The 6,050-nt window shown below is 66.4% G+C and carries 6 protein-coding genes and 1 pseudogene; all 7 read left to right on the forward strand.

Features of this window, described 5'->3' with window-relative positions:
- Positions 1–721, forward strand: a 721-nt coding sequence (locus ABD255_RS27905) for a pyridoxal phosphate-dependent decarboxylase family protein (RefSeq protein WP_344219131.1), incomplete at its 5' end; no start/stop codon positions are given.
- 224 nt (positions 722–945) lie between these two features.
- Positions 946–2,193: an MFS transporter gene (locus ABD255_RS27910; protein WP_344219133.1), complete on the forward strand. Its 1,248-nt coding sequence runs from the start codon at positions 946–948 to the stop codon at positions 2,191–2,193.
- 523 nt (positions 2,194–2,716) lie between these two features.
- A pseudogene (locus ABD255_RS27915) lies at positions 2,717–2,869 on the forward strand (YnfA family protein); the annotation flags it as partial.
- Entirely contained in the window at positions 2,866–3,291 is a 426-nt protein-coding gene (locus ABD255_RS27920) for an ester cyclase (protein ID WP_344219135.1), read from the forward strand. The pseudogene ABD255_RS27915 and the gene ABD255_RS27920, both read left to right, overlap by 4 nt.
- A gap of 417 nt (positions 3,292–3,708) precedes the next feature.
- Positions 3,709–4,503, forward strand: a complete 795-nt coding sequence (locus ABD255_RS27925; RefSeq protein WP_344219137.1) for an IclR family transcriptional regulator — start codon at positions 3,709–3,711, stop codon at positions 4,501–4,503.
- A 179-nt stretch (positions 4,504–4,682) separates the two neighbouring features.
- Entirely contained in the window at positions 4,683–5,678 is a 996-nt protein-coding gene (locus ABD255_RS27930) for a Gfo/Idh/MocA family protein (RefSeq protein WP_344219139.1), read from the forward strand.
- Positions 5,675–6,050: creatininase family protein (locus tag ABD255_RS27935; RefSeq protein ID WP_344219141.1), on the forward strand; the 376-nt coding region annotated here is incomplete at its 3' end. The genes ABD255_RS27930 and ABD255_RS27935, both read left to right, overlap by 4 nt.

Consider the following 6,050-nt stretch of genomic DNA (forward strand, 5'->3'; position numbering starts at 1 on the left):
TACGACGAGCACCGGCGCGGTTGATCCACTCGACGAGATAGCCGGCCTCTGCGCGGAGAAGGGGCTCTGGCTGCACGTGGACGCGGCGTACGGCGGTGCCGCTGTGCTCACCAAGCAGGGTGAGGAATTGCTTCACGGCCTCTCGCGCGCCGACTCGATCGCGATCGACCCGCACAAGTGGTGGTTTCAGCCTTATGAGGCCGGCTGCCTCCTGGTTCGCGACGCCGACGTACTTCGCCGGACCTATTCGCTGCACGCGGAGTACCTGACGGAGACTCGCGGTGTCGAACCCGTGAACTTCTACGACTACGGTCCTCAACTTACACGCAGTTTCCGCGCGCTCAAGCTGTGGATGACCATCCAGGTGTTCGGCCTGGACGCTCTGCGCGCCGGCGTGGCGCATGGAATCTCCATGGCGGAGTACGCCGAGTCGTTGCTGCGAGAGCGACCCCAGTGGATGGTTGTGACTCCGGCACAACTCGGCATACTGACCTTCCGGCCAAATCTGCCGGAGGGCTCCTCCCCAGCAGCTGACCGAATCGTGCGCGCCGTCGCCGAGGAGATGCTGAACGACGGTCATGCACTCGTCCTCACGACGGACCTGGGCTCCGGGCCGGTCCTCCGACTGTGCGTCACCCACCCGCAGACGACACACGAAGATCTGGAGACTACCGTCGATCGGCTGACTCAGATGCTGCAACGCCAAGTCGACATCGCCTGAAGCACGTTCGGGACCGTTCACACACGACCTACAGCTTCCCGGTCGGGAACCGGTTACCCCCAACGTTTTCTGGGCAAGGCACGAGCTGCGAGAGCCCGACCTCGCAGCTCAGGGCACGGCCGACCTCCAGCATCAATGGCCAGCCGAAGCTTGACCTCACATCATGCTCCAATGATATCTTTCATACATCAGCGCCCGCTGATGTGTAACAAGGGAGTCGGCGGATGACCAGCGCTACCCAGGCACCCAGGACGGGTTCCACCTTGTGGACCGCGAATTTCCGCCTCTACTTCGGCGCAAGGACCACCTCGCTACTGGGCGATGCGATGCTGCCGGTTGCGTTGTCGGTCGGCGTCCTGCAGGCCGGGTACGGCGCCACCGGCGTCGGATATGCGCTCGGTTCATGGATGGCAGCGCTCGCGCTGTGCATGCTCTTCGGTGGCGTGCTGGCCGATCGGTTCACCGCGCGCCGGATGATGATCCTCGCCGACCTGGTCCGCTTCGTGATCCAGGCGGGGTTGGCTGCCCTGTTCGCTCTCGGCACGCCGTCGCTCGTGGTGATCGTAACTCTGCAGTTCTTGAGCGGGGTTGCCACCGCACTGTTCCAGCCTGGTGTCGCCAGCATGGTCCCGCAGGTGTCGAACGATATCCAACGGGGCAACGGAGTTCTGCGGATCGCGGAGTCGATGGCGGGCGTGCTCGGCCCGGCGTTGGCCGGCGTACTGGTCAGCATGTCCGGGCCGAGTGTCGTGTTCGCCCTCTACTCCGCGACCTACGCGATCAGCGCGGTATGTCTCTTCGCTCTGCGGCTGATTCCGACGTCGACTGTCAGTGGCGTCTCGTTCCTGCGGCAGTTGGCAGAGGGCTGGCAGGAGTTCCGCTCGCGCGCCTGGTTGTGGAGCGTGATCACGATCTATCTGTTCTACGGCTGTTTCGTGATCGGCCTCTCGCTCCCGATCGCTGCAGAGCTGGTCACTACCGAGCTCGACTCGACAGCTCTAGGGGTCGGGATGGCCGCGCTGGGTCTCGGCGGCGCGCTCGGCGGTACGCTGGCTATCCGGGTCCGCTGCAGCCGCCCGCTAGCGCTCGGATCAATCGGCTGGGCTTTGTTCGCGGTCTACCCGCTCGTGCCGACGCTCCACCCGAGCCTCGTCGTACTGGTGGTTGGCTGGGCGGTGGCCGGGATCGGTCTGGCCTTCTGGTCGGTCATCTGGGCGACCACCGTGCAGACGCAGATCCCTTCCGAGATGCTCAACCGGGTGTACGCCTACGACGTCGCAGGTTCTCTGGTCTGCATGGCTCTAGGACGCTCGCTAGCCGGGCCACTGGCATCGGTGACCGGTGCGCGTCCGTTGATGGTCTTCGCCTGCGTGCTCGGCTTGATCTGCGCGGCTCTGCTGCTGGTCGTACCTGCGACCAGGCGGCTCCGTAATAGTGCCTTGTCCAACATGGCAGTCCGGCCCGTGTCGTAGACACCACGACCCCAGAGTGTCCACAGCCTGAAGCATGGACCTTCATCGGTAGGTCGACGACATGTTGTACGAGCCCTGCCAGGACCTCAGGTAGTGCCTACGGGTCGGGCCGGGCAGTTGCCCCGCAGCGTGAGCGAGTTCCCGCCCGACGGGGACCGTAAGATCGGCTGGCAGTTAGCTCACTTGGCCGGTGTTGCCCTAGGCAAGCGGCTGGTATCAGACCGCGCGAGCCGTAGATCCGTGTTGGGCGATCTCTCAACTCCACACCGCGCGTGAGTGGTTGAGAGCCCGAAATCGGGATTGTATCTGGCACTTGGGTACAGGTTTATCGTCAAGGTATGTGCACCTCAGACACCAGCACCTCCGCTGCCGGCCTGGACTGGCCTCCGGCTTCCTGCACGCTGCCCACCGTCGAGCAACCGATCCGGGTCGCCGAGTTCGACGACCTGTTCGCCGCATCTGCCCGGGGCGTGGAGCGTGTTGATCCCACCACGCTGCGGCCTGCCCGCAGCCCTTGGCCGACCTGGCCACGTACGGCGGCACCTTCGGGGCCGGCTCCCTGGCCTGGGGAGTGCTCGTCGACGGCTTCAGCCCCGACCGGTGGGACGTGCTCGGCGCGGCAGTCTGCCTGGTCGGTGTCGCCGTGATCATGTACGCCCCACGGAACGCCTCATGACCCGTGCACCCAGCGGCGACGCGGATCTCGCGGCGAACAAAGCCGTCGTGCAGCGCCTGGTCGACGAAGTCCTCAACGGCGGCAACCTCGACCTCATCGACGACCTCTACACCCCCGACCAAGCCGCAGCAGCCCGGCACTGGATCGCGCCGTTTCGGACGTCGTTCCCCGACGTCCACATGGACACCATCGAGCTCGTCGCCGAGGGCGACGTCGTGATCGGGCGCTTCACCTGCACCGCCACCCACACCGGCACCTGGCTCGGCCACCCACCCACAGGCCGCCGATTCGTCGCCGTCGACGAAGTCAACCGCTACCGCATCAGCGACGGCCGGATCGCTGAGACCTGGACGCTCGAGGACAACCTCGACCGCCTCACCCAGCTCAGGATACCGCCGGCCACCAACCAGGAAGACCGCTGACCCGCCGTATCGACTCCCCGACCTGATGGCCCAGCTCAACGGCCAAACGTCGCGACCGAGCAGGGCACCGACATGGCCCTAACCAGCATCCGCGAGATGGCGTCACTACCACGCGGTCAGGCCAGCGTCCACCTCGCGAGCCAGGGCAACTGTGGCGCGGGGCCGATGCCAGACTCCTCGGCGAGCGGATGCGCCAACCCGGAGATCGACGGCAGTCGGACCGATCCCCCGAAGTTTCGACGGGATGTGGGGCATCGGCACGCAGCGCCGGATGATCCAGCTCGCCGCTGACCGCCAGCAGCGGCGCGCGACCTGCGAGGGCGCCCGCCTTGGCGACGGGGCCGTGGGAGAAGCGGCCTATATCCGGTAATCTGTAGGTATTTCCTATATATCGGACCGGTCGAAGGGTGCAGATTCATGAACGGTGAGCGGTCGCCCTCGCCTGCGGCCTCCAGGACACTGACGATCTTGGAGACGCTGGTGAGCTCCGAGGAAGACCTCACCCTGACTGCGCTCGCACAGAAGGCGAACATCCCCCTCGCCACCTGCGCGTCGATTGTCTACACCCTCGAGCAGCGCGAATACGCCAGCCGCCGAATCGTCGGCCGCAGCCACTTCTGGCGGCCGACTCTGCGGCTGTACGGGCTCGCCACCCAACTGGTCCGCAAGGTCGACCTGTCCTCGGTCGCCCAGCGGGAGATGCGCGACCTCGCCGATCTGGTCGGCATGCCGGTCCACATCGGCGTCCTCACAGGCGCGTCAGTGGTTTACGTCGCGAAGGCCGCGATGCCCGGGTTCATCCAGTTCGACACGTACCCGGGCAAGGTAGCGCCGTACAATCTGACCGCCCTGGGTAAGGCGATCGCGGCCCATCTCCGGGAGGCCGAGTTGACCCCGCTGCTGTCCCAGTTGGCGCCAGGTCACGGGCCGCAGGCGCTCGCAGGAACGAAGGAGGAGTTCCAGGAGGAGCTCGTCGGGGTTCGCAAGCATGGTTATGCCCTTGAAGACCAGGAGGAGCAGGCCGATATCGCCTGCGTCGCCACGCCGTTCTTCGATGCGTCGGGCAATGTCGCAGGTGCCGTCGGTGTGACAGGATTCGCCAAGGACCTCGGCGGCAGGAAGCGCGAAGCCGTCCAAGCCGGCCTGATCGAACTGGCCCACACCATCTCGCACCGACTGGGCTCCCCAGACACCGCCGCACCAGTCTTCTGACCTCGCCTGCGGCCGGTCGAGGGGTTTGCGGACCGCGGGCGGCCGGACCACGCCTCGACGCCGGTCGCCGGCCGGCGACCGTGCCCAAATTGGTGTGGCCAGGTCTTGCACTCGATCGAAGGGCACCATACGATTCCTATATTGGAAATTATCTCCGATATTCTGAAGGTAAGGTCGCGATGCTGGTGGCGTTGCTCGGGCTCGGGGACATTGGTCTCGGGGCCCATCTGCCCGCGTTGGAGCGCCACCCGGCGATCGAGATCGCGCTGCTGGCCGACGTCTCCCCTGAGCGCAGAAGGGCGGCCGCAGAGTACGGCAGCGGCCCCGGGCGACGGGGGGTTCCTTGGTACGAGGTGGGCTCGGGGCTTGACGATGTGCTGGCTGCTGGAGTGGATGGTGTCGTGTTTGCTACGCCGCCTTGGGTCACTCCGGACCTGGTCGTCCGGGCCGCCAGGGCCGGGTTGTATGTGCTCGCTGAGAAGCCGGTGGCGACCTCCGTCGAGGCGGCTGCCGTGTACGCCCAGTTGTCCGCGGCCGAGCGTGCCCGGGTGCAGGTCGGGCTCACCTACCGGCATGATCCGGCCATCCAGACCTTGGCCGGATGGATCGCCGACGGCGTTCTCGGTTCGCCGTTGCTGGTGCGGGCGCACATCTACGACGAGCAACGCCGTCCGGATGACGCCGAGCACACCAAACGGATGCTCGCCACGCTCGAGCGAGGCATGCCCGTGATCCATGAGGGCGCCCATGTGTTCGATTGGCTGAGCTACCTACTCCAAGGCCAGGTCGAGCGGATCGAGGGAGCCTGGAGCCTGCGAACCGCGGCGGACCTCCCCGCGCCGAACCTGGTCGGAGCCAGGCTGGTCTACCCGGGTGGGCATGTCGCCCTGGTGGAGTTCGGGTGGATGACGGATTCGCTGCCGCGCTGTGAGGTCACTGTGCTCGGCGACCGCGGCCACGCAGTACTGGACGGCGTCGACTTCACTCTCATGCTCAACGACGCGGAAGCCGTCTCGTTCGAGGGTGACAGGACCGCGCGGTGTTTCGATCGGCAGGTCGAGCGCTTCGTGGCGCTGCACGCCGGCGGCAGAGCGGAGCCCTCACTGGCCGATGGGATCGCTGCACTCCGCACCGCGGAGGAGATCGCGACCCGAGCGTCAGGAGAGAGCCGATGACGGTTGTGCGGTGGCATGAGTCGAACCGCGAGAGACTGGCGGAGTTGCTGCCCGAGGCACTCGTCCTGTTACCCGTCGGGGCGACCGAGCAGCATGGGCCGCACCTGGCGACCGGTACGGACTGGTTCCTCGCCCAGAGCATCACCGAACGGGCCGCCTTCGATGCCGCGCAGCGGTCGGCTCGCCCGCTGGTGATCACCCCACCGGTGGCGTTCGGCGCCTCCGACCATCATCTACCTTTCGGTGGGACGCTGTCCCTGACGGCCGAGACCATGCAGGCGGTGTTGATCGACCTCGCGCGATCGGCAGCGGCGTCCGGCGCGCAACGGCTGGTCCTGGTGAACGGTCACGGCGGCAACAGCGGCGCTTGTC

The organism is Kribbella sancticallisti, assembly GCF_039530625.1.
GTDB lineage: Bacteria > Actinomycetota > Actinomycetes > Propionibacteriales > Kribbellaceae > Kribbella > Kribbella sancticallisti.